This is a genomic window from Bdellovibrio sp. NC01 (assembly GCF_006874625.1).
In the GTDB taxonomy this organism is placed as follows: domain Bacteria; phylum Bdellovibrionota; class Bdellovibrionia; order Bdellovibrionales; family Bdellovibrionaceae; genus Bdellovibrio.
Map to the genome: position 1 here is coordinate 3704861 of NZ_CP030034.1, position 23634 is coordinate 3728494.

Consider the following 23634-nt stretch of genomic DNA (forward strand, 5'->3'; position numbering starts at 1 on the left):
CATGATTAAAATAGTTGGACTGGTTGTTGTCGCATTGCTTGTGATTTTTATTGTGTTCATCGCAACTCGTGCTCCGCACTTTCATTATGAACGCAGCGGTGTGATCAATGCTCCCGCGGAGAAAATCTTTCCGTACTTAAGCACTTTCCAAGGCGGTCATGCGTGGTCACCTTTCGAACGTATCGATCCCAACATGAAAATGAAAGTGATCGGCGACGACGGTAAAGTGGGAACAGTGATGGAGTTCGATGGCAATAAAGACGCTGGCTCTGGCAAATTGGAGATTTTGAAAATTACTCCAAGCACAGAAGTGGACATGCGACTTATTATGGTAAAGCCATTCCCGGCAGATAATTTGATCGAATACCGTCTGACTCCAGAAGGCACAGGCACAAAACTTACATGGTCAATGTCCGGCGAAAACGGTTTCTTTGGCAAAATGATCACCGTCTTTATCGATTGCGATAAAATGATCGGTGATCAAATGAATCAAGGAATCAAAAACCTAAAAGAAGTTGTCGAACGCTAACGCGCTGTAGACCCGAAAAAGTGCCAGACACTTTTTCGGCGCCTTTTAAAGGTTGCGTTTAAAAAGAGCTAGCAGGTCGGTGAAGTGTTTTTTCTCGCCGGCCGCGTTGTAGGCTGGCAGATCTTTCATTGTCCAGCCGTGATGACAGTCTTTGTATAAGATCGAGTGATTTTTAAAGTTCACATGCTTCAGAACTTCTTCAAGTGCTGTGATTTGTTCTGCTGGCATTGATTTATCATGGTCGGCGTGACCGATGTATACTTCCGCTTTCATTTTTGGGAAATAACGGTGCGGGCTCGTTTCTTGATCTGTGCATAAGCCCCCCGCATGGAAACTTGCTACCGCTTTGAATTCTTCTGGATAATTTCCTGCCGCACGAATTGCAAGTCCTCCGCCCATGCAGTAACCAACCGCTCCGATTTTGCTCGAATCCACGTTCGGTTGTGCTTTCGCGAAATCTAAATAGTATTGAACATCCCTTTTACCCATATCAACGTGATGCTGATGAGCGATGGCAATAACCTCTTTGATTACTTCCGGGAAGCCCGCTGGTAAAATAGAGTAATCTGCGATCGGTACGCGCTTTGTACGATAAAAAATATTCGGCGCCATCACGAAGTAACCCGCTTCCGCGATATGATCAGCCATGTCGTAAATGCGTTGGCGCAAACCCACCGCATCCATATACAACAACACGATGGGAAGATTCTTTTTCCCCTCTGGAAAAGAAATGTAAGTATCGCAAATGCCTTCTGGTGTTTTCAGTTCAATAAGTTTTTTATTCATGAGCTCATGTTACTCCTCACAAAAGAGAACTGCACGGTGCACTGAGATGTGCTTAGTCAGGCTTGCTAATTATTAACGAGTGCCCGCTTTTCTTCGGTCAATCAAGTCCTTTAAAACCGAACGAAACGCACCATCGTATTTAACCTTACGCATCCACTCTTCCAGAGAGCGCACACGATCTGGCAAAATTTTATCCAGCATTTCGTAATCACGAGTCACAATGTCATCATGCCATGCGGACCACCAGCCTGAAAAATTCTCCCAATAAGTTTGTCCCGTCGTCACTTTAGCGTCGGATGTTTGTGCCCAGGCCGCCGGTGCATTTTCTGGCATTGGAGATTTCGCAAAAAACTCCTGCAAACTTAAGTCAATAAACACAGCCTTTTTCCCTGTGACTCGTTGAACACAATCGACGAGATTTTTCCAATCGACATGTTCTGTCGCGACCTCTAAATCAAGACCGTCTGATTTTTGCGGGTGATCGAAGATCCAGCGCGCATATTTACCGATATCTTCCAAATGCACCATCGGCACGTGTCCCTTGCCAATCGGATGCGCGTAAACAAGAGTGCCATCTTCTTGCACCTTCGGCACAAATACACCGTCAAATAACATTTCCATATACGGGCCCGATGTCAGAACAGAAACTTTCATCGCCTTTGTTTTATTCTGCAAAATAAAATCAGCAACGCGCCCCTTTGCATCATAGTGCCCGCAGCGATATTTTGAATTGTAACCGCCCTTTTTAACTAAATAATCAAGACTGCCCCACACATAATGTTTGATGCCAGTTTCGATGGCGATTTCAAAAGTCCTGATGCCCCAATAAGTTTCATTGATTTCACCAATCGCAAAGCCATCAAGATTGCAATAGACACCATCGACCTGTCTGAAGGCCGCATAAATATCTTTTTCGTTCAGCGTGTTCCCTTGAAATGCAGAGACACCTGGAAGGCTTAATAGTTCCTGCGCATGTTCTGAAGACGGATTGCGCGTAAAGATGACCACTTCATATTTTTTATCGTGTGCTAAGGCCCTAACAACTGCCGAACCTTGCGCTCCTGTAGCCCCGATGACCAGGATCTTCTTAACCATAAATTGAACTCCTTATTGAAATAAGACGTCTTTGCGTCACATCCTTATGTTGTATATACAACATAAAAGCCCTATTTGTATAGGTCACTGGACGTTTTATCGCTCTAGAACGTTTACAGGCCTTGTGTTGCATATACAACAGTGATAAGGTTTTATTATGAGACCCGAGAACACTTCATTAAAAAAACAGGCGCGCGAAGTGCAAAAAGGCTGTGCTGGCTTTAAACTGCGCATGCTTAATCGCATTGTGAACGCTATCTATGATGCAGAGCTTGCGCCGTACAATTTGACCCTCAGTCAGTTGAACGTCTTGACTGTCATTATTCAAGCGGGCCCTATTTCTCCAGCACGTATTGGGAGCGCGATTCGCTTAGAGCGCTCAACCCTGTCGCGCAACCTGAAGTTGTTAGAGGACGCTGGTTGGGTGCACATCGAAGGCGCTGGGCGCGGTTTGCAAGTAGAGATCACTAAAGCTGGCGAAAGCCTTTACGAAAAATGTTTGGTAGGTTGGAAAAAAGCGCAAAAGACTATTCAAAAAGAATTCGATAGCGACGGACTTGATGCAATGAATGTGCTTTTTTCGAAAGTTGTAGAACACAATTAACTATAAGCCGCAGCTTTTAAACTGCGGCTACATGCTTAAGCCATTTCAGAAGAATCGCACGCACTTTTTTCTTATCAAGAGGCTTCGAAATAAAGTCATCCATCCCACTTGCCAAAGTTTTGTCACGATCTTCTTTCATAGCGTTTGCAGTCATTGCGATGATCGGAATTTTATTATTAACAATGGTCGCACTTGTACGGATGAAATGAGTGGCTTCATAACCATCCATCTCAGGCATATGACAATCCATTAAAATGACATCATAAGGGCGACTGTTTAAAGCTTCGATAACTTCTTTGCCATTGGCAGCGATATCACAGCGTAAACCTAAATGCTCAAGTATCTTTGTAATGATAACTTGATTGATCTGATTATCTTCGGCGATCAGAATGCGCCAAGGTTTTTCACGCTCTGGGAATTGTTCTTGTGAAGACGTTACTTCGGTCTGAACGATTTCAGTTTGGCCCGGTTGTAGACAAACTGTGAACCAGAAATTAGATCCTTTACCGATCTCAGAGACAACGCCCATTTCACCTGACATCAATTCTGCAAGACGTTTACTAATCGACAAACCAAGTCCCGTGCCGCCATATTTGCGTGTTGTAGATACGTCAGCTTGGACAAACTCTTGAAATAAAGAATCGATCGACTCTTTCGAAATACCAATGCCGGTGTCGATAATTTCAAATTTTAAGTGTACAGCTTTGGCATCTTGAGCCAAACATGAAGCCTTAATTTGCACGGAACCTTCACTTGTGAATTTCAAAGCATTACCGATCAAATTCACAAAGATCTGACGAATACGACCCGGATCCCCTTTCACCGACGCAGGAAAGTTCGGCGCGATCGACAAAGACAATTTAATGTCCTTTTGTTTTGCAGAGTAAATGAATGACTTCTGAATATCTTGTAAAGTGCTGACAACATCAAAGTTTACTTGTTCAAACGTCAAATGACCTGACTCGATTTTCGAGAAATCCAAAACGTCGTTCACCAAAGTCAAAAGCGAGTCAGCAGATGTCTTAATCGCATTACCGTATTCACGTTGCTCTGACTCCAAGTGGCCATCAAGTAGCAAACCTGTCATACCAAGAATACCATTCAGCGGAGTGCGAATTTCATGCGACATATTAGCCAAAAATCGTGACTTCGCTTGCGTTGCTTTGTTGGCTTTTTCCGATGAAACCCTCAGCTCAGCCTGGGCCTGTTCAAGCTCTTTGATCAATTTAACTTTTTCAGTAAATTCTTGGGCGCGCGCTAACTCACCCGACAAGAAGCCTGTGATAATCTTCAAAGCATTCAACATTTCTTCAGGAAAGAAATACGGTTTTGAAGAATAGTTTTTCAGAACGCCAATTGTTCTTCCGTGATGCATCAGCGGAACCACAATCATCGAGCGGACGTTCACTTTACGACATGCCTCAATGTTGACGCGTGGATCTTCTTCAGACTCTTCACAATTTAGGGCTTCATTTTTTTCTAGGCACAGACCAGAAAAGCTTCCCACTTTGGCGATATGTAAGCCTAAGAACGGGGTGGCGGCACCATATACGTGGTGATAGACAAGATCATCACCTTCTTCAATCTCAATGATCGCGCCGTCGGCCCCTGTTAGGCGGGCCGATAACTTAACAACCAAATCCATTATGGATTTCGAATCAAGAGCTTCCGCTGAACCAATTTCATTTTGAATTGCTATAACTTGCGCGGAAATTTTGCCCTGGTTTTCTAAAGAGGCATTTGCTTCACTTAATGATCGCAAAATTGAAGTGCGCTTCTTTTGATTGCGGTACAGAAGGAAAAATAGAAATAAGATAAAACCTATTTCAACGATACTTCCAAGGAACAATACCGAAGCCCCACGCGCCACAATGTTTTCCATCCATGTGTCGCGATCAGTGACAGCCCTAAATTGTTCGTCGACCAGTGACTGCAACAGGTTACGCAGCTCCCACATGTAGGCTTGTCCGTCACCAGTGCTGACTAGTTTCAAAGCTTCAGCAGACTTACCTTTTTTCTTAAGCTCAATGGTTGTCGCAAGCTCTTCCATTTTTTTGTTCATGAGCTGTTCGACACGTTTAATTTCTTCGGTTGAAATTTTCTGATCAGTGAAACGAGATTCAAGCTCTCTAAAGGCGCCAGGAATTTTTTCGACCGCTTCTTTATATGGATTTAGATAAGTTTCATTGCCGGTTAAAAGATAACCGCGTTGCCCCGTCTCTGCATCGGTAAGGAAGTTTTCTAAGTTGCTAATTTGGTAAGCGTTATCACGGGCTTCAGAGCGCAAGTTGCTGATTCTTAAAATCTCGCGCAAGCTTTTTTGCTGGAAAATACCGATACCAATAATTGTGATTGTACTCACGGTCAGATAAACCGCAAGACGCCTTACGAATCTGTTCGCTATAGTCATCCAAGTTCCTTCTTAATAACTCGCATTTGCGCTTTCTGATAGCTGCCGAAAGCTCCATTGTATAAAGCTCTTAACAGCGGATCATCGACCACATTCGCCTCAGCAATTTCCGCATTTGGCGGTACGCCATCGTTCACACGCACATACATCGAGGTCAACGACTCTCCATTTTCAAGGGCACCATAAACACGAGTAAATGGCACTTCGGTCGTCCATTCGGGATTATTAATTTCGACGACAGGTTTCATTTCATCGCCATCAATCAAGAAATTAAACTCAGTCGCGACACCCATCGAATCATATAATGATAATTTCCATCGGCGCGGCACTTGCCAGTATTCATCATCGGAAGCACCCAATTCCAAATGGCGAGAAATGATTTCTTCTTGGCAAAAGGTCATCACTCTTTGCATTTGTTCAACAGACAATGCTGGAAAGTAACGAGCTATTTCTGCCGTCGCAGGTGGAATAAGGCCTGCCTTAAACTCGTAATCAACATTTTGCTCACCACTAGCTTGAACCCAAGAAAGTTTTCCTGATTCAACGAAGCCGTCTTTGCTTAAAACGAAAGTTCTTCCCGGCATTATCGGAGTCACGAAAGTATTTGGAAGATTTTCCTTTATCTCTGTCGAGAACTGCTTATAGGAAATTGGAAAAAAGGCATTGTTATACCAAGACCATATTTCGAAACGGAACTGACAAGAACTTGGAACAAGATATTTAGGTCTCAATTCTTGAAGTTGTTCCAACCACTCCGGTGGCAATGACAAGACCGCGGGATTTGCGTGTTTCGGAGCAATCACTTCCACTTCGCGCATCGTTTGAAACGGCCACATGATAAGATCCCACTTATATTGGCCCAACGTATGGACAGTGTCGTAATCAATCCATGAATCAACCACGTTCAGAACATTCAAACCACCCGCTTGTACATGAAACATCGAATCGACATCTTCATCTAAAGCTTTCCGTGGTGTGACCGTGATATCCCCAATGGTCACCGCCTGATTCAAAGTCAAAGGATAGACATTCGTAAATCCTAATTGCTTGATCAAAGTGAACATCTCTTCAAAAAGGCAGAACATATAAATCGGTGTCGACCGATCCAGGTAATTCAAACTTTCCATCGAGCAGTGATCGTCATGATAATGCGAAATAAAAACGGCATCGAACTTAAGCCGTTTTATTTCTTCATGGACAAAGCGCACCTCAGGAAACGCATAACAATTACGGCTAAATGGATTCTCAAATAGCGGATCGCACGCAATCGTGGTTGCTCCGCTTTCGAAAACATAGCCTGCGTGCAGAATGCGTGAGATCTTTAACATCGCATTCTACTCGGAAAACATCCGTGGCGATTTTGTAGCTGCCTTTTTCTTGGAGGGCTGCTTCGTCCACTGAAATTCGCTCATATCGATTTCGTTATCGCCGTCGAATTCAACACCCTCTTTTTCTAAAAGTTTCTTTTGCTGCTTAAATTCACTTGTGCCTTCGGGAAAAGAAATCTTACCTTTCGCATTTAAAATACGATGCCACGGCAGATTGTGTGCTTTTGAAGAAGAATGCAAAATCCACGAGACGCCCCGTGAGCCCTGCGGTTTTCCTGCAAGTTTCGCGATCTGTCCATAGGTTGCAACTTTTCCCTTGGGAACCTGTTGAATAAGCTCAATGACTTTTTTCGAAAAGGCGGATTGTTCGCTCATGAGTTGAAACTAACTCAACCTCACGATTTAGGCACGGGCTTTCGTCAACTCGGTGTGGGATTTTAAAACATCGCTGCCCGCTTGCGACCTAACAAGATAAGCGGGCCTTTCTGGTGAACCATTTCGTTTAAATAAAGTGCCACGAAATTCCCGTTCAATGGGCTTAACGTAAACTTTTTTAACGAAGCCCTTTACCGGGCGTCCCATCCAATTCCATTGCACCAGGTCCCCGGGATTAAAAAATTTAAGTGCTGTTTTCATATCTGAATCTCCAATTGGTTTTTTATATGCGACGACATCCAAATCTTGGACCGAGCGTCCAGATTGAGTTTTAAGACCGAAAGCCACACAGCGTTCCGAGTTCTGGCCTTGTGTTTTTTGGGGCCTCCGCCTATTGTCGAGACATGAAATTGATCTCTTGGAATGTAAATGGTTTGCGCTCGGTCCATCGTAAAAACTTCCGCGAATGGTTTGAAAAAGAAAAAGCCGATGTCGTCTGTCTACAAGAAATTAAAATTAGCGAAGATGCGATCAAAGAGGATGAAACGTTTTATCATCCCGCCCGCTATTCTTCCGCGTGGGCCTATGCCGAAAAGGCTGGGTATTCTGGATTAGCTCTTTATTCTAAAAAAGAGCCCGATGACGTTCGTGTTGGTTTAGGAATTCCGAAGTTTGATAAAGAAGGTCGCTGGTTGGAAGCGGATTTCGGTCCTATCACCGTGATCAACAGTTACTTCCCAAATTCGCAACGTGATCATGCGCGTTTGCCTTTTAAGCTTGAGTTCTGTGCGGCTGCGGAAAAACGCCTACAAGCTTTACGTAAAAAAGGTCGCGAGGTTATTATTTGTGGTGATTTCAATATCGCCCACAAAGAGATCGATCTTAAAAATCCAAAGACCAATACAAAAAACGCAGGCTTTCTTCCTGAAGAGCGCGCGTGGCTTGATCAATTCCTGACGAAGCACGAATGGGTTGATAGTTTTCGCAAATTTGAAAAAGGTCCCGATCACTACACATGGTGGAGCTATCGCCCCGGAGTTCGCGAAAAGAATGTGGGTTGGCGCTTAGACTACTTCCTTGTGAATAAGGAAGCTTCGGATCGTTTGAAAGCCGCAGCTCACTGTCCTGATGTGATGGGCTCGGATCACTGCCCGGTTCGTTTGACTCTTAAAAAGTAACTGAAAGAAAACTCCCCCGACAAAATCGAGGGAGTTTTTTTATTTAAGCGAGTGCGTTTTTCAAAACAGCTTGTAATGACGTCAATGGACGATGAATAAGATTTTCTAGATCATTTTTCTCCATCGCCAATTCTCCACGAGAAATCCCTTCGTCAGAATCAGCAAGCATGTGCGCTACTGGTGCTGGCAAACCGAAACTTGCAAGAAGCTTTTCGTAATCGGCAGCAGGCATGTCTTTGTATTCGACTTTTTTACCACTGACTTTTGAAAGCTCTTCTGCAAACTGAGGCATTGAAAATCCTTTGCCCGACAGTTCATAGATCGTGTTGGTTTTGCCTTCCCCTAATAAAACTGAAGCGGCCGCAGCCGCATAATCTGCGCGTGATGCAGGATTAAATGTCGCCCCTTTAGTTGCACCAGCAACCACCCCGTGTGCGATTGTCGCTTGTAAATTGCCTGTGTAGTTTTCTAAGTACCAGTCGTTACGAAGAATCACGAAGGGAATGCCAGAAGCTTGAATCGCTTTTTCCGTCGCCAAGTGCTCTGTCGCTAACATCATTTTACTCGTGTCAGCTTTAGTGATGCTAGTATAAGCGATCAACTTAACGCCCGCTTTTTTTGCCGCGGCAACTGCATTGGCATGTTGCTCGATGCGTTTCCCAACTTCACTTCCCGAGATCAAAAGAAGTTTATCTACTCCGGCGAAGGCTTTTTCTAAGGACTCAACCGATTCATAGTTACCGACACGAAGTTCGATTCCTTTAGCAGCTAAATCCTGAGCTTTATTTTTATCTCTAACTAACGCGACGATCGTTTTGGGATTCGTACCACGCTCTAAAAGGTCGTTAATAACCAATTTACCTAAATGTCCTGTTGCACCTGTCACTGCGATCATAAATTCTCCTTTGCAATAAGATACAAACCATCGAATTAGTGCTATACTACTCCTGGTACTTACATTAAGTAAGTACGCACTATTTTGTTAGTACCCCACTTTTTGATATTACTAAGGAGTTTCCAGTGGTTAAGGCTAAGTCCCAAAAGTCCAAAGTGATACCTTGCCCGGTCACGGCGATTGTTGAAATCATCGGCGGAAAGTGGAAACCGATGATCGTATTTAATTTATTAACGGGCAAAAAACGCTTTAATGAATTGCAACGCTTATCGGGAAATCCGTCAGCACGTGTTTTGACAATTCAATTGCGCGAGCTTGAAGAGGATCGCATTGTTAAGCGTGAAGTGTTCGATCAGATACCTCCGAAAGTGGAGTACTCTCTGACCGCAAGAGGCAAAAGTTTGAACGAAGTTTTAGAAGTGATGGCCCAATGGGGCAAGCAGCACGGTTAATCTTCTTCGCGCTTGTAGTTGCTGATGTTTTCAAACAACTTTTCCATGCGCGTGTAAAGATCTGTGATGTATTTCTCTGGGTCTTTACCACCACGATCCGCCATGTCTTCAATCTTTTCGATGCAGCTAATGTCATGGCAAATGAAATACGAAGTACTGACGTTAGCGCTCATTGCCACCGACAACAAACCGATGTCTTCTGATGTGCCATAGGAATTGCACCAGCTGCACAAGCCACCAACGGGTTCACCTGTAGAGGCTGTGCGTTTGAACGCAACTCCACGAGGCATGTCCCAGTTTTTACCTTTGAAAATCAGATATGTGTAAACGCCAGAAGATTCTTTCCAGGTAAAATAGGAACGAATGTTCAACGGATATTCCATGCGCTCTGGCAGAACTAATTTCTTTTGATCTCTAGGTCGAAAAGTTTCGATCAATTCTTTTTCAGAATGGATTGTATAGAAGTTCTCTGTTTCAAAATTTCTGATTTGCGACGGCATAGTTAATTCAAGCATACATTACCGACTTTGTGGAGACCAACTTCCACTCTGCCGGGCTTTCGGCAGCTACCAGCATGTCGGTAATTCGCCTGTCGAAATCACGGCATTTCCGCTCTCAAAACGCATATATTTGAGTACAGAGCTGTTTATAGGTGGCACGTCCGATGCTTTACCTAAAGACATCACTAACAAATATCCCGGGAGAGTTTATGAAAATCCAAAATTTACTTTTAACTTCAAGCCTACTTATCAGCACTTCAGCTTTCGCGAGCGTTTTGAAAGTAACTACAGGTGAAGATTCAGTGGCTGGTTCTTTGCGTGCCGCAGTGGCCTCTGCACAACCGGGTGACACTGTTGAAATCGATTCTAAAGTTTCGCGCGTTATGATTAAAGACGGCGAAATTCTTTTAACAAAAAGTGTAGCAATCACTTCCAATGCACGTACGAAGGAAGATCGCCCAACGATTGATGGTATGGGAAGAAATCGAATTTTCTTAGCGGTCGGTCGTAATCTCAACCTTGAATTTTCTAATTTGAACTTCTCCAATGCAAACACAACTAGCATTGAAGTTAACGAAGAACATAGCCAGATGAACGTCGACGGCCGAAGCTATTACATTCCGCAAACCATGGGCTCTGTTTTACTTCTAGTGGGGCCACGTAACGTTGTTAAAATTCACGATTCAGAAATTTCTAACAACCAATCTTTGAACGGCGCCATCACTAGCAGTAACGATCCAACTGAGCAGCCTTGGACTTCAATTGTGATCGAGCGCACGATCTTTAAGAATAATTCTACCGAGTACCGCGGCGGCGCCATCTACTCATTTTGGACAAATCTCAAATTTAACAACGTCATCTTCGACAGCAATACCGCTAAAGAAGGTGGCGCGGTTGCCAATAACGCCGGCTGCATGAATGTTAAGAATACGACGTTTGTTAACAATAGCGCCGGTAAATCAGGCGGCGCCATTTTCAATTTAGGATCTTTACGAATGGTCAATAATCAAATCAAAAACAATACAGCAGAAAATGCAGGCGGCATCTTTAGCGGTTACGTTCTTCAATTATCCAATAATACGGTTACTGAAAATCGTTCTTCAGATCCACACAATGTCAACAGCTCTGACATGGGAGATATCTTCGACTTGACGAGCAACGGTGGCAACATCATCGGAAGAATGACTTTAGATCATCATGCCGGCAATAAAATTCATTTCGAGCAAACAGACATGGTGAATGGTCTCGTGAATCCAACGTCGCTGAACCAAGATGGCAGATTTGAGCCAGGCCTTCCGCCGTGCGCACTTGAAGAAATTAAATAGAATGTTATCCGCGCCGGCTAAGACACCGGCGCTAAGAATTTTGAATCTTTTCGATTGCGTTACCAACAGAGTCTTCAAGAATATCGATCACACTTTCAAATAAGTCCGCTCCACCAAAATAAGGATCGGGAACTTCAGTAACTTTAAAAATCGTGCAGTGATCGGTGATAACACTCAGTTTATGCAGATATTCTTGTGGGCAAATGCGTTTTAGATTTTCTAAGTTCGATCGGTCCATCGCATAGATATGATCGAATGTCTTAAAGTCTTCGACCGTCACTTTTCTGGAAATGCTGGTAACGTCATACCCGCGCTTTGCTGCATGAGAAATACTCCGTGGATCCGCTTTTTCTCCATCATGATAACCAGAAGTTCCCGCAGAATCACAGAACCAATTCAGTCCACGCTTTTTTAACTCCGCCACCGCAACAGCTTCCGCCGTCGGCGAGCGACAAATATTTCCCAGGCATACAAAGAGAAGTTTTTTATCTTTCATAGCAATAAGAATAAAAGACCTAAGCTGAATAGACTAGAAATCTTTCATTATTGCGAACATATTCAGAGATAAGTCTCATCTCGAGCTTAAGAGGGATTTTCTGTGAACGGATATTGCTTTCTTTCACAGTAATTTTCGCATTCACCCAGCCCTTGTCTTTCATCTCTGCCATCAGAAGATGAAGAGTCCTCTGAATGAAACCTCTTCCTTCAAATTTTTCATCGATCCAATACCCAAATTCATAACTTCCGTCAGGCATATTTAAAGAATGGATAGACACGGCCCCAGCGAATTGATCCTCATAAAATATTTGATAATGGAAGGCTTCACCAGCTTCCCACTGTTTTCGTGCCTTTTCCCCGAAACGAATTTGATCGTCTAAATTTTGAATGTTCTTTGGCCAAGACAGAAACTTTTCAAGACGTGGACGTTGCGCCAAAACCCTCGATAGAACTTCAGCGTTGTGTTCATCATTATGTCTTCTTACCTGAATTTCTTCCGAAGCAAGAAGTTCTGCGGGTTTTATTTCAGCCAGATTCATTAAAAACTCGTTTGTCTGGTCGGCCCAAGCCACATAATCACCTTTTTGGAATAGTTCAAAGTCTGGAAGAGAAGACACGATTTTATCGAAATGTTTCGTTGCGGGAATAGCTCCATAAAGTGAAAGAGCCACAAATTCAATAATCAAAATACGTACATTAGAATCATTCGCCGCAAGAGCAGATTTAACTGCAAAAAATCTCTCTTTCATTTCATTTTGTATTTCAGACGAGGAAGGAAGATAACTTTCAACAAAGAGATTCATGTCAACAGATTCGAAGACGACTTGACGATGTAAGATACTGAACGTCAAACCGGGTTGCATAGCTTGATAAATTAATAGATCTTGAAACGCCTCAAGACCATGATGATATATTTCGATTTTTCTAAAGTCCGATAACTTTAAGGCATCGCGCAAGATGACTTCATTGGCATCGAAGAAAGTCCACTCTGTTTTTCCAAAAAAAGTATTCGTCAGAGCTGCTAGAATTTCTGTTCGCATCTGCAAACTTGGTTTCTCGGCCCAAACAAGTACAAGATCTATGTCCGAACTATTTGTAAAAAAGGGCGTGTTAAATGAGCCCCCAATGTAAGAGTAGAGCAGGTTCGCTTGAAATCTCTCTAGAACTTTTCTGATCTTTAAATGAATTTCCGGCTTAGTCATTGTAAATTCCAAACGAATAGTGAAATGAATCTTCTTCAGTGGCTATACATTCATGCGGCATTCCAGTTGGAAGATACAAACAATCTCGGTACCGAAGTACCAATCTTCTCGCCGGCATCTTACTTGTCCAATTAGGTAAATTTTCTTTTTCATCAATGAGCAAAGTTTCATATGTCGCTGATTTTCGGAATGGCATCCAAGTCTTCCATCTTTTAGAGCCTTCGATCTGGATAACGTATACATCATGTAAATCATAATGAGCCGGAAGCCCCTGCTGGTGAGCGGGTGTCCAATAAGCATTACATTGGACTCGTTTTTTTAGGAGTTCACTTAATAAGTTGCAAGCGGTCTTAACGCTTTCAAATTCCTTTTCCACGGAAGTAAATGCCCACGTCGAAGTCGCAGAGCACTCAGACGAGTGGATAAAATTACTCTCATTAGTTTCGATGTGACGAATACGAGATGCGAAGGACTCGTTTATAGAGGCATGATTTTTCAAATCGTTAGAACTTGGGAGGACGACGTCTTTTAAAAAAATATTATAAGCTTTCATAAATCGGTCCTTCGCATCTATTCAATTATTTTCCATCCATATCGCATTTCAAAACGTAGCGCTCTGCCAGCTGGCGTGCTTTCTCAATTTTTGTACGATCAAATTTATTCAAATCATGAGCGGCGAATTTTACACGAACTAACTCTTCTTCGACGTTAAGAATTCTTACTTCAATGCCGTCGACGGTCGCTACTTCCATAATGTCTTGAATCATTTCGGGTGTAACAAGAACGGAACCATCTTTTTCAAATCTTTCCACTCCTGCTTCATTCAGATAAGAAAGTGTCTCGACAGCCTGTTTTGGATCGAATCCCACAATACGCTTTTGAATAATTCTTTCGGCCATTTGAGCTGGCGATTGTTGAACGTGAGTCACCTCTTCATTTGTTTCAGAAGGCGCGAAGTCGTTCAATGCTGCTTGCGCAGAAGAAGCGATCAGGCTGTGAAGGCTTAGAGTCCCGAAAATAGCTGATTTTAATACTTTTGAGTTCATGTTTTCTCCTTTGAAGGTTTGTTTGGAGAATCCATAAAGCTAAGGATGTGCCATCACTTTTGATGACTCAAATGCGATATATTGAAGCTGAAGTGTTTTGTCCGTCCGAAACCGGAGAACTCCGTCTCCGATCTGGGATTAATGAGTGCCGTCGGGGTCGCGCATCTTTTTCATTACCATCGCTATGGTTTCAAAGTCGATATTCGCGCGCTTCATCAGGGATTTTGCTTTATCGAAGTCGTCAGAATCGATTGCTTCAAAGAAGGCATCAAGTTTACCGATCTCCGATAACTTTTCTAAAACAAGGGTTCCTTCAAAATCTTGTTCGTCCATCGCGTCTCCTATGTTGAAGCGACTAAGAATTCTTCGCCGGTTGCTGGGATTAGACCGTCTGTTCTGCCTGCGAAATAACGTTTTACTAAATCGTCGCGAGAAACGACTTTCGTTTTTTTAAAACCTGCTTCTTTCGCAAGTTCCAATATCTCTGTGGGACGGAAAAAGCTAATGAACGGAGTTCCCGCTGCCGCCGCACGTGCACTGACCTTCACCATATCTTCGCGCTCTAAAGGATCGAGCAGATCTAACGGCAACATGAATGTCATCGCAAAGATGGAACCTGGAGCCATGGTTGCAATCTCGCGCCAGCTTTTAAAGTTTGCTTCACGAGTTAAATACATCGCAACACCCGTTGAAACCACAATCGCTGGTTGATCGGCTTTAAAGCCGTGACGAACTAACTTCTCTCTCCAGGATTCGCCGGCTTCGAAATCGACAGGTACTAAATGGAGGTTATTAGAAATCCCATAGCCTGTATTCATCAAACGTTGGCGCTTCCATTCTTGTGTCGCTGGCATATCGATTTCATAAACTTCAACTTTAGACGCAAGGTCAGGACGTCGTTGCACAAATGTATCAAGGCCTGCTCCAAGAATCACATATTGAGTAATTCCGTGTTCTGCCTGTTCAGTCACAAGATCTTCGATGTAACGAGCGCGACCAACAATGCTTGCTCTATAACCGCGAGTCCATCCCGGAGCCATATCAGGACGTTGTCTCCAGCTATCATCGCTGCCAACTAGTTTTAAACCGACAGTATCATCAAGCACGTAAGGATATGCATCGACTTGTGTGTGAAGTGCGCGCCACAAGGCTGTACGAACTGCGGTGTGATCAGGAATAGTTGCTTTATTGTCAGCCATAAAAATCCTTTTCTAACGACACTCTCAAAATTAAATCATCCCGTTGTGATCGGCAATAAGATGCCAGACCAAAAAAACAAAAGGCGATCAATTTGACCGCCTTTTGTTTTCTAATAACCATTTAATCTTACGGACGCTCGGCTAAGTCGAAGCGATCTAGGTTCATCACTTTATGCCACGCCAATGCGAAGTCGCGAACGAATTTTTCTTTTGCATCATCTGCTGCATAGACTTCTGCGAAAGCACGTAATTGTGCGTGGGCACCGAATACTAAGTCAGCGGCGGTCGCTGTCCACTTCACTTTTCCTGTCTTGCGATCTTTACCTTCATAGATGCCCTCTTTTGAGGACGGACTCCATTCGGTATTCATGTCCAAAAGGTTCGTGAAGAAATCGTTGGTCAAGGTTCCTGGCTTTTCAGTGAAAACACCATGTTTTGAACCGCCATAATTTAAATCAAGCGCACGCATGCCCCCCAGAAGCACTGTCATCTCTGGCGCCGTCAGGTTCAGCATATTGGCGCGATCCAATAACAAAGTTTCTGGCGATAATTTTGTTTTTGGCCCGACATAATTGCGAAAGCCATCGGCTTTGGGTTCAAGCACCGCAAACGAATGCACATCCGTCATATCTTGAGTCGCATCCGAACGTCCTGGCGAAAATGGAACTTCGATATTTTGTCCCGCATTCTTTGCAGCCGCTTCAACCGCTGCACAGCCACCTAAGACAATTACATCAGCCAAAGACACTTGCTTTCCTGAATGAGATTTATTGAAATCGCCTTGAATTTTTTCAAGCACTGGAAGAACTTTTTCTAATTCTTGCGGTTCATTGACTTCCCAACTTCGCTGAGGAGACAAACGCAAGCGCGCGCCATTTGCTCCCCCGCGCATATCGGTTCCACGGAAAGAAGAGGCCGCAGCCCACGCCGTCGCAATTAAGCGCGAGTTATTAATTCCCGACGCAAGAATTTTTTCCTTTAATGATTTGATATCAGCGGCATCAATTAATTTATGATCTACTTTAGGAACCGGATCTTGCCACAACTGTGGTGGTGGCACCCATGGTCCCCAATAGCGCGCAATCGGTCCCATGTCGCGATGAAGAAGTTTGTACCATGCTTTCGCGAATGCATCGGCGAACTCTTGCGGATTTTTGTGAAAGCGTTCAGAAATCTTTTTGTATTCAGGATCAACATTTAACGCTAAATCCGTCGTTAACATTGTCGGAGCATGTTTCGTGTCAGGATCATGCGCATCAGGTACGGTGTTTTGTGCTTCTTTATTTTTTGGTTTCCACTGATGAGCACCGGCAGGACTTTTTGATAATTCCCACTCATAACTAAGTAAGTTATTAAAGAAGCCGTGACTCCATTGAGTAGGTGACGCTGTCCACGCACCTTCAAGACCGCTGGTGATAGCATGCGGGCCTTTCCCGGTTTTATAAGAGTTCTTCCAACCCAAACCTTGCGCGTGCATTGGACAACCTTCGGGCTCAGGTCCCACATGATCTGCTTTTGCAGCGCCATGAGTTTTTCCGAATGTGTGACCGCCAGCAATCAACGCCACCGTTTCTTCATCGTTCATTGCCATACGCGCGAATGTTTCGCGAATATCTTTTGAGGCTTTACTTGGATCGGGATTGCCGTTCGGTCCTTCGGGATTCACATAAATCAAACCCATTTGCACGGCCCCCAATGGATTTGCTAATTCACGATCACCGCTGTAGCGTTCATCGCCAAGCCATGTGTCTTCGGGACCCCAGAAAACTTCTTCTGGTTCCCACACGTCTTCACGACCGAAAGCAAAACCAAAAGTTTTAAAGCCCATTGATTCTAAAGCGCAGTTGCCAGCAAATACTAAAAGATCTGCCCAGGAAACTTTACGACCGTATTTCTTTTTAATTGGCCATAGCAGTCTACGTGCTTTATCCAAGTTCGCATTATCGGGCCAGCTATTCAGTGGCGCAAATCTTTGGGCACCGTCACCGCCACCACCGCGACCGTCTTCGATACGATAAGTTCCAGCCGCATGCCAGCTCATACGAATAAAGAACGGGCCATAGTGACCATAATCTGCAGGCCACCATTCTTGCGAGTCAGTCATAAGTTTAAACATGTCTTTCTTCAAAGCTTCGACATCTAGCTTCTTAAACTCTTCAGAATATTTGAAAGTTTTCTCCATCGGATTCATATGCGGAGAATTTTGATTTAACACCGACAGATCTAATTGATTCGGCCACCAATCACGATTCGAACGTGGGCGACGACCTGTTTTTGGTTTGGGAGAGGGAATGGCGGGGTTTTCACTTTCACTGCGAGGTTCAGACATGACGTACTCCTTCTAGATATTTTATGTTTACGCATAAAATCTTCTGACCGAATACGCCTACTGCCCATTTGTATTTTATAACAATGTCATCTCGCAGTTATATTGGTTTCTTCGTTGCGGCAATTAATAGAAACATGGGCCTGCGAATTTCATCGCTCCATTCAGGATGTTGCTTTAAGGTGTCCTCAGTCAAAGTGGGTTCAGCGATTTTATTAATTTCGAAGCCAGCTGACAGCAATGAATCTAAAATTGATGAAAAAGTGCGGTGATATTTAATCACATCATCCGCCAACCAGCTGGTATGGCGTTTTCCAATTTGATGATAGCCATCAACGGGCCAATGTTGAATTTTACCATTGATATCACGCGCCCAATCTTGTTCTTTTCGGGCCGTGAAAACGGGATGCTCGGTCGAAAAAACAAATTTGCCGCCATTTTTTAAGATGCGCTGAATTGTCTTACAAACACGGTCAAAATCTTCGACATAATGGAATGCGAGTGAACTAAATACCAAATCAAACTCGGCATCTTTGAATGAGATATCCTCGATGGCACCTTGTATATACTCGACACCATCAAGGCCATTTTCTTGGCGCGCTTTTTCTAACATTTTGAAAGAAAGGTCTAACCCGATGACATGTGCCGCACCATTCTCTTTCAAATATCGGCAGTGCCATCCGTAACCACAGCCAAGATCTAAAACCTTAAGCCCTTTTAAATCGGGAAGAAGCTTTTTGAGCTCAGGCCATTCGTTAGCCGCGACTAGTCCCATCTTTGAGCGTGGAAGTTCCGCGTATTTCGAAAAAAATTGTGAGTTGTCGTAAGCGTTCTGTTTCATAAAAGAAGCTTATCATATATTCGGAACTTTTACGTCGATATCATTTAAATCGTCTTGATTCATGATCACCCCGATTTCTGTGATTTTTCCGTCAGTGATTGTAAATGTAAATACGACGCGTGGTTTTTCGCCCGCGATCCAAGTTGCGCCCGCTTGACCATTGATAAGTGCCAACTGTGCCGCAACAGCGCGTCCCTTAAAGGTGTCTGCGATAACTGTCTTGCCGTGCAATTCTTTTGCGAATTGCGGAGCGCCACGATCTTTGTTAGCTGCTGCTGTCGTAATTGCCGTATCGTCTGCGCGCAAAATGATGTTCGGATCTAGTAATTGCAGCAAGCCTTCAAGATTCCCACTGCGCGAGGCCGCAAGAAAAGCCGAAACGATCTTTTGATCGCTTTCTTTCTTTGATTCACTTTTAGCACCGCGAACTTTGGTACGTGCTCGACTCGCAAGCTGTCGGGTTGCGACTTCAGATTTATTTAACACGTTGGCAATTTGCTCAAACTCTATATCAAACAGGTCATGCAAAACGAAGGCAACACGTTCTGGTGGAGTTAAAGTTTCAAGAACAACAACCAACGCTGGCCCCATGGCATTTGCTAACAGAATTTCTTCTTCTGGGCTTTGAGTTGTGACAGCCTCTTCATAGCTAACAGGAATAGGTTCTTCTTTTCTGATTTTACGCGAACGAAGCATATCTAAACAGATGCGTGAAACGATTGTTGTCAGCCAGCCACCAAAATTATCAATGCTTTGTGTATCAGCGCGATTAACTCGGATCCAAGCTTCTTGAATGGCATCGTCTGCTTCTCCTTTCGAGCCCAACAAACGAAATGCAACACCTTCTAAGTGACTGCGACTTTCTTCAAATTTATTTAACAGCCAATAATTTTCACGCATTTTTTCTTCCCACCTGTCACATATTCTAAACTTCACTCGTCATATGCATGACGGATGAAGAAACCAAGTTGTGACAATAAATATATTGTCCTTTCCCAACCCGTCTAAGTCATTGAATAAAGGAGAAATATATGAAATTCGCACTTTTAATCTATCAAGGCACAACACCAGTTCCTGGCACAGAAAAATGGAATACATTGTCTCAAGATGAACAAAAAGCGATCTATGCGGACTACGGAAAAATCAACAATACGCCAGGTGTAAAACCCGGAATGCCCTTAGGCGTGCCCTCCGCGGCGAAAACGGTCAAAGTTGTTGATGGCAAAATGACGGTTCAAGAAGGAACTTATTTAGCTGAGGGTGTTGCGGGTTGCTTTGAATTCGAAGCAGAAAATATAGAGGCAGCATTAAACCTTGCTGCACAAATTCCTGCTGCAAAACTTGGTGGATCCATTGAAGTCAGACCCATTGAAAAATATTGGTAACTATTCTTTAACACGAATCTTACGAATTAGCGGCGGGATCGCGAACATCAAAATCATAATGATGATTGCGGTCCACGTGCCATCGCCCAGAATACTGTTGAGCCAGATCGTTGAAGCCATCACCACCCAGAAAAACATCATGTCACCGGCAATGGCGACAGCCCAACCGGAAATAAAATTATGACCTTGTGCCAATGCGGCTGCTCTACCAGTCATCGGATCTACGCCAAATGCGATCAATACCAATAAGAATGGACCGGGATTGGGTCCGTAAGATGCGATGGTTTTATTTGTGACTGTTTTCATGTTCTCAATAAACTGAGTCAGAAATGCGGAACGTTTTGCGAGCTTCGCAAAAATCATCATGATTGGCTCAAAAACAAACGCCAGCACAATGTCGGAAATAAGATAAAGAATCGACATCGCAATCCAGCCAATGCCCTTACTTTGAGCCAAGACCACTCCGGCAGGAATGCCCCCACCAATGGGAATCGTAAACAGAAGAAACACGTCCCATGATTTATGAAGTGAGCCAAAAGAAAAGGCGCTGGCAGATATACTCATCGCCTCACTTTACCGAAATTGGCAAAGATTCCAAATGAATTTCTCTGTGAAGCGAGTACAATAAGATCAGGGCGTTCGCCTTAGGAAAAAGCATTATGTTAAAGGCTCTTCGACAGCCACAACTTCTGCGTTTGTGGTTCGGGCAAGCATGTTCTTCAGTGGGTGATGAGATCTATCGTGTGGGTCTGACGTGGTTTGCCGTTGGCTTAATGGGAGCGAACACAGGTTACTTAGCTGCCGGACAAACTGCTGCGTTGATGCTTTTAAGTTTCATTGGTGGCAAGTGGGCCGATCAATGGCATCCGCTGCGCACGATGGTCGGTGTTGATCTGTTACGTGCGGTCATCGTGCTTATTCCTGTGGTTGTTTCTTTCTTTATACCGTTGCCGCTGACAGTGTTATGGGCGGTGGCTTTAACTTTATCGGCACTCAGCGCGTTCTTCGATCCTGCGACGCAAGCAACGATTCCGCTTCTTGCAAAAGATACTGAGACAATGCAAGCAACGAATGGTTTGATGGGCACAACGATTCGCATGGCGCGCATGGTGGGTCCTGCGATTGTTGGTCTTCTTTCGGCATTCATTCCGATGATTCACTTTTTCACATTAGATGCGTTGACGTTTATCGTTTCGGCGTTATCAGTGAACTCGCTCAAAAAATCTATTCCGGCAAATTTAAATGAAGAGCAAACTCATCGCCCAAGTTTTATTAAAACCATCGCCTCAGGTTTTGAACTCGTGCGCGAAAAAACGGGAATGAGTTATATTTTCTTCACCAAAGCGATTACGACTGGCACGTGGAATTTAGCTTTGATGATTGGCTTTCCATTATTGATCCACGAGATGACTCATGGAGATGCCAAAGCCTTCGGTCTTGTGATGGCTTCTTATGGTTTAGGAAATTTTGCGGGATCTTTGTATTTCGGAAATCGCGCACGCAAAAGATTATTGTATCTGCTTTATTCAGGCTACATGTGGTTGGGATTGGGCTTTATGCTGATTGGCCTGGCGCCATCCATTTCACTTGTTATCATCGCAGCCGCGTTAGCAGGTCTTACGGGCCCAATGAACGATTTAGCTTTTATTGATTTAATGCAGAAAAAATTCCCGGTGCGTGATTTAACTAAAGTCTTTCGTTTAAAAATGGCGGTCGAGTCAGCGGGAACCTTGTTCTTCACTTTGATTTCACCGCTGTTGATCAAAGGCCTGTCGGTGCGCACAGTAATTATCTTCTGTGGCGTAATTTGGGTCTTAAACGGCGTCGGAGGATTTGTCATACAAACCCTTTCCCCTGCGGCCTCACGTGCAGAGGATTGATTCACTTTACTGCGGGTTTACATAAACGAATTGTTTTTTCGGAACAATGAAAATTGCCCTGCAGTCGATGAGCAAAGTGCGTGTCGAGGAAAACTGGTTTCAATCCGATAGCTGTCAGCGATTGTGTTAAATCTTTTCTGAAACTCGTATTCACTGGATCTGGTAATAGATATTTATCTCCGAAAACTTCCCCGTTACTTGGATTGGGAAATAACGACTGTGCAGATTCAATGCGCGGTTTAAAACCATGACGGATAGTCTGACGGATTTTACCAGCGAAATATTGCGGCACTTCGATGACATTCAAAGCACATTGCGGTCTATCCTTCTTCACTTGCGCCGTCAGATCTTTAATGAAGCCATCCATGCGTTCTTGCACATGATCCATCGCCTTTTCATAATCTGAGTGCTCTTTAAAGAAATTTAGAAAATCTTTATTCTTAAATGAAAGACACGGAGCTAAATCCACATTTTGAGTGGCCTCGTCTGTAGGAAACGAGTCTTCAATCCAACGTGCCGTCGGAGTTTTTCGCTTCTTTCCCATCATACGCATACATAACATACGATAATAACGGCGATCTTCTAATTGCACTAAGGCGTCTTCTTTGCGAAGGGGCTCGCCATTGTTATCGCGGAAATCAAAAAGCACATCGTCGGGATTTTCTTGCATCAACTTCTTTGCTTTGCGCGGACTTGCAATCATAATGGCCATGGGACATGACGATTCCGCACTCAATTTCACGACCGGTAAAGCCTTCACGACTTCATCAGCGTGCCCGACATTTAAAAATGATGTTGGTACTTTCATCACGGTCGCAGATCCACAGACCTGTTTGGCGATAGGCGCGAACTGGTCTTTCAAGTTGCTTGAACCTACAAGACACAAAGCACCCATCGCTAAGAAATTGCCACCATACTGCCCGCTCATTGCATCAGAACTCTTGGAATTGCTAAGCCCCGCACTGATGGTCGCGGATAACTCGGGCTTCATCGCACTGCTAAGAGCCTGAAGCAGTTTAACAGAATCAAAATTGCCATTATATTTCAGCAGCGGACGCAAAATCGGCGCACCACTTTTTGAATCAAACTGAACAACCCATGGATCCTGCATCCAATTTGTTGATGGCACTTTGCTGATTCTTTGTAGTCTCTTCTTTTGCTCTTCGGAAAGATTCTTTTGCAATGCCGCGAAGTTATTCTTCTTAGCGATCAACAAAACATGCATATTTGGATCTTGAAGAACCTCAGGGATGACCTTCGTAAGCAAGCTCATCTTGTCTTCTAGATAGCCTTGATTTGCAGCATCTGACATGACAATAAATTTTGCGGGATAAGACTCGTCTAAAATAGAAATCCCCGCAGGACAAACAGGCAATGGTTCTGAATATGCCTGACCAGCAATTGCAAAAATAAGAATAAGCCACTTCAACATAGGTCCCTATTCGCAAAAAATCTTATATAACGATCTTATCAGCTCAAGAACTCTTTTATCTACTATCTTATAGTAGACTTGTTTTCCATCGCGTTGCGCCTCTACCAGTCCTTCTAAACGCATACTCTTTAAGAATTGAGAAACTGCAGATTGAGAAGCGCCACAGGCTTCTTCTATCTCGCCTACAGATTTTTCACCGCTGGCCAGACTACAGAGTATTAACATCCTTTGGGGATGTGAAAGCTGCTTCATTAAGGCTGCAACTTCTTCACTTTTTTGTCTCATTTCGGACAGGACTTTTGGGTCACCTTGCTTTTTCATATTATTATATTATAATAACATAAAGTG

The 23634-nt window shown here is 43.7% G+C and carries 27 protein-coding genes; 7 read left to right on the forward strand and 20 right to left on the reverse strand.

The window, feature by feature from the left end; genetic code table 11:
• Position 1: 1 nt before the first annotated feature.
• Positions 2 to 529 (forward strand): SRPBCC family protein, encoded by a 528-nt coding sequence (locus DOE51_RS17735; RefSeq protein WP_142697860.1) that lies wholly within the window; start codon positions 2 to 4, stop codon positions 527 to 529.
• A 45-nt stretch (positions 530 to 574) separates the two neighbouring features.
• Here the strand turns inward: DOE51_RS17735 and DOE51_RS17740 are convergent, their stop codons facing one another.
• Positions 575 to 1315: a dienelactone hydrolase family protein gene (locus DOE51_RS17740; protein ID WP_142697861.1), complete on the reverse strand. Its 741-nt coding sequence runs from the start codon at positions 1313 to 1315 to the stop codon at positions 575 to 577.
• A gap of 72 nt (positions 1316 to 1387) precedes the next feature.
• The gene (locus tag DOE51_RS17745) at positions 1388 to 2410 is read right to left on the reverse strand and encodes an NmrA/HSCARG family protein (RefSeq protein WP_142697862.1); all 1023 of its coding nucleotides are present in this window, start codon (positions 2408 to 2410) and stop codon (positions 1388 to 1390) included.
• A gap of 157 nt (positions 2411 to 2567) precedes the next feature.
• Between DOE51_RS17745 and DOE51_RS17750 the strand changes: the two genes are divergently transcribed.
• A complete protein-coding gene (locus tag DOE51_RS17750; protein ID WP_142697863.1) occupies positions 2568 to 3014 on the forward strand; it encodes a MarR family winged helix-turn-helix transcriptional regulator in 447 nt (148 codons plus the stop codon).
• A gap of 16 nt (positions 3015 to 3030) precedes the next feature.
• On the opposite strand, the gene DOE51_RS17755 is transcribed toward DOE51_RS17750, so the two are convergent.
• Genes DOE51_RS17755 through DOE51_RS17770 form a run of 4 tightly spaced genes read right to left on the reverse strand, consistent with a single transcriptional unit; the run spans position 3031 to position 7388 of the window.
• Positions 3031 to 5376: a CHASE3 domain-containing protein gene (locus tag DOE51_RS17755; RefSeq protein WP_210415543.1), complete on the reverse strand. Its 2346-nt coding sequence runs from the start codon at positions 5374 to 5376 to the stop codon at positions 3031 to 3033.
• A 44-nt stretch (positions 5377 to 5420) separates the two neighbouring features.
• Positions 5421 to 6752, reverse strand: coding sequence for an MBL fold metallo-hydrolase (locus DOE51_RS17760; protein ID WP_142697865.1), 1332 nt, complete (start codon positions 6750 to 6752; stop codon positions 5421 to 5423).
• Positions 6753 to 6758: 6 nt separating this feature from the next.
• On the reverse strand, positions 6759 to 7127 hold the full coding sequence (locus DOE51_RS17765; RefSeq protein ID WP_142697866.1) for an MGMT family protein: 369 nt from the start codon (positions 7125 to 7127) through the stop codon (positions 6759 to 6761).
• Positions 7128 to 7154: 27 nt separating this feature from the next.
• Positions 7155 to 7388 (reverse strand): DUF2945 domain-containing protein, encoded by a 234-nt coding sequence (locus DOE51_RS17770; RefSeq protein ID WP_142697867.1) that lies wholly within the window; start codon positions 7386 to 7388, stop codon positions 7155 to 7157.
• Between the two features lie 143 nt (positions 7389 to 7531).
• On the opposite strand from DOE51_RS17770, the gene DOE51_RS17775 reads away from it, so the two are divergent.
• A complete protein-coding gene (locus DOE51_RS17775) occupies positions 7532 to 8305 on the forward strand; it encodes an exodeoxyribonuclease III (protein ID WP_142697868.1) in 774 nt (257 codons plus the stop codon).
• A 43-nt stretch (positions 8306 to 8348) separates the two neighbouring features.
• On the opposite strand, the gene DOE51_RS17780 is transcribed toward DOE51_RS17775, so the two are convergent.
• Positions 8349 to 9200 (reverse strand): SDR family oxidoreductase, encoded by an 852-nt coding sequence (locus DOE51_RS17780; protein ID WP_142697869.1) that lies wholly within the window; start codon positions 9198 to 9200, stop codon positions 8349 to 8351.
• A 125-nt stretch (positions 9201 to 9325) separates the two neighbouring features.
• Here DOE51_RS17780 and DOE51_RS17785 point away from each other — a divergent pair, with 125 nt between their 5' ends.
• Positions 9326 to 9652, forward strand: a complete 327-nt coding sequence (locus tag DOE51_RS17785) for a helix-turn-helix domain-containing protein (RefSeq protein ID WP_142697870.1) — start codon at positions 9326 to 9328, stop codon at positions 9650 to 9652.
• On the opposite strand, the gene DOE51_RS17790 is transcribed toward DOE51_RS17785, so the two are convergent.
• Positions 9649 to 10167 (reverse strand): FBP domain-containing protein, encoded by a 519-nt coding sequence (locus tag DOE51_RS17790; protein WP_246845173.1) that lies wholly within the window; start codon positions 10165 to 10167, stop codon positions 9649 to 9651. The two genes, DOE51_RS17785 and DOE51_RS17790, sit on opposite strands and share 4 nt — an antisense overlap.
• A gap of 194 nt (positions 10168 to 10361) precedes the next feature.
• On the opposite strand from DOE51_RS17790, the gene DOE51_RS17795 reads away from it, so the two are divergent.
• Entirely contained in the window at positions 10362 to 11477 is a 1116-nt protein-coding gene (locus DOE51_RS17795; protein WP_168196491.1) for a hypothetical protein, read from the forward strand.
• A 31-nt stretch (positions 11478 to 11508) separates the two neighbouring features.
• On the opposite strand, the gene DOE51_RS17800 is transcribed toward DOE51_RS17795, so the two are convergent.
• From DOE51_RS17800 to DOE51_RS17840, 9 genes are all read right to left on the reverse strand, one after another.
• Positions 11509 to 11973, reverse strand: a complete 465-nt coding sequence (locus tag DOE51_RS17800; protein ID WP_142697872.1) for a low molecular weight protein-tyrosine-phosphatase — start codon at positions 11971 to 11973, stop codon at positions 11509 to 11511.
• A 19-nt stretch (positions 11974 to 11992) separates the two neighbouring features.
• A complete protein-coding gene (locus DOE51_RS17805) occupies positions 11993 to 13015 on the reverse strand; it encodes a GNAT family N-acetyltransferase (RefSeq protein ID WP_168196492.1) in 1023 nt (340 codons plus the stop codon).
• Positions 13016 to 13169: 154 nt separating this feature from the next.
• Entirely contained in the window at positions 13170 to 13730 is a 561-nt protein-coding gene (locus DOE51_RS17810) for a JmjC domain-containing protein (RefSeq protein ID WP_142697874.1), read from the reverse strand.
• Between the two features lie 25 nt (positions 13731 to 13755).
• The gene (locus DOE51_RS17815) at positions 13756 to 14223 is read right to left on the reverse strand and encodes a hypothetical protein (protein ID WP_142697875.1); all 468 of its coding nucleotides are present in this window, start codon (positions 14221 to 14223) and stop codon (positions 13756 to 13758) included.
• 138 nt (positions 14224 to 14361) lie between these two features.
• Complete coding sequence (locus DOE51_RS17820) at positions 14362 to 14556, reverse strand: hypothetical protein (RefSeq protein ID WP_142697876.1); 195 nt, start codon at positions 14554 to 14556, stop codon at positions 14362 to 14364.
• 8 nt (positions 14557 to 14564) lie between these two features.
• Complete coding sequence (locus DOE51_RS17825) at positions 14565 to 15422, reverse strand: class I SAM-dependent methyltransferase (RefSeq protein WP_142697877.1); 858 nt, start codon at positions 15420 to 15422, stop codon at positions 14565 to 14567.
• A gap of 127 nt (positions 15423 to 15549) precedes the next feature.
• The gene (katG, locus tag DOE51_RS17830; protein ID WP_142697878.1) at positions 15550 to 17751 is read right to left on the reverse strand and encodes a catalase/peroxidase HPI; all 2202 of its coding nucleotides are present in this window, start codon (positions 17749 to 17751) and stop codon (positions 15550 to 15552) included.
• A gap of 97 nt (positions 17752 to 17848) precedes the next feature.
• Entirely contained in the window at positions 17849 to 18589 is a 741-nt protein-coding gene (locus DOE51_RS17835) for a class I SAM-dependent methyltransferase (RefSeq protein WP_142697879.1), read from the reverse strand.
• A 12-nt stretch (positions 18590 to 18601) separates the two neighbouring features.
• Positions 18602 to 19489, reverse strand: a complete 888-nt coding sequence (locus DOE51_RS17840; RefSeq protein ID WP_142697880.1) for a sigma-70 family RNA polymerase sigma factor — start codon at positions 19487 to 19489, stop codon at positions 18602 to 18604.
• A 131-nt stretch (positions 19490 to 19620) separates the two neighbouring features.
• Here DOE51_RS17840 and DOE51_RS17845 point away from each other — a divergent pair, with 131 nt between their 5' ends.
• Positions 19621 to 19974: a YciI family protein gene (locus tag DOE51_RS17845; RefSeq protein WP_142697881.1), complete on the forward strand. Its 354-nt coding sequence runs from the start codon at positions 19621 to 19623 to the stop codon at positions 19972 to 19974.
• Here DOE51_RS17845 and DOE51_RS17850 read toward each other — a convergent pair whose 3' ends face one another.
• Complete coding sequence (locus tag DOE51_RS17850) at positions 19975 to 20538, reverse strand: hypothetical protein (RefSeq protein ID WP_210415544.1); 564 nt, start codon at positions 20536 to 20538, stop codon at positions 19975 to 19977. It lies immediately after the preceding gene.
• Between the two features lie 95 nt (positions 20539 to 20633).
• Here DOE51_RS17850 and DOE51_RS17855 point away from each other — a divergent pair, with 95 nt between their 5' ends.
• Complete coding sequence (locus DOE51_RS17855) at positions 20634 to 21854, forward strand: MFS transporter (RefSeq protein ID WP_142697882.1); 1221 nt, start codon at positions 20634 to 20636, stop codon at positions 21852 to 21854.
• A gap of 1 nt (position 21855) precedes the next feature.
• Here DOE51_RS17855 and DOE51_RS17860 read toward each other — a convergent pair whose 3' ends face one another.
• Both DOE51_RS17860 and DOE51_RS17865 read right to left on the reverse strand, forming a co-directional pair.
• On the reverse strand, positions 21856 to 23286 hold the full coding sequence (locus DOE51_RS17860) for a protein-arginine deiminase family protein (RefSeq protein ID WP_142697883.1): 1431 nt from the start codon (positions 23284 to 23286) through the stop codon (positions 21856 to 21858).
• Positions 23287 to 23292: 6 nt separating this feature from the next.
• A complete protein-coding gene (locus DOE51_RS17865; protein WP_210415545.1) occupies positions 23293 to 23607 on the reverse strand; it encodes a helix-turn-helix transcriptional regulator in 315 nt (104 codons plus the stop codon).
• Positions 23608 to 23634: the final 27 nt, after the last annotated feature.